A 405-nucleotide genomic window follows, 5' to 3' on the forward strand; every position below is an offset into this window, starting at 1 on the left:
TGATCTTGGAAATCGGGAGGGACGGGATGTCGGTGGCGGAAAGCGTGGCGCCGGATGTCACACGTCCGTAGGTGTCAACCGTCACCTTCGTGTAGGTGCCGGCGGTCACGCCGCTTGTCGCCAACGACAGGGTGCGGTTGGCGGTCAGGTTGCCGCCACCTGTCAGTCCGGTTCCGGCGGAAATCGTTATCGTCCTAAGCGCGAACTTCGCGTCCGCATCCGTCTTGGATAACAGATGGGATATGTCCTGATGCTTGGTCAGGTAAGTCCCCTTCGGCTGATATAGGGTTGCCGCATCAGTCTTCTTGAGGTAATCAGCGAGCGACTGGTGGCTCGTGAGGAATGTCGCGCCCTTGGTCACGGTGATTGCGGTGCCGCTCTTGGCTATCGCGGTCACTGCGTTGC

General features: G+C 60.0%; 1 protein-coding gene. It reads right to left on the bottom strand.

Annotation, left to right across the window (positions count from 1 at the left end):
• The coding region (locus E5331_RS20540; RefSeq protein WP_275441330.1) for a hypothetical protein at positions 1-405 on the bottom strand (405 nt) is incomplete at both ends.

The sequence above is a fragment of the Lepagella muris genome (assembly GCF_004793975.1).
In the GTDB taxonomy this organism is placed as follows: Bacteria; Bacteroidota; Bacteroidia; order Bacteroidales; family Muribaculaceae; genus Lepagella; species Lepagella muris.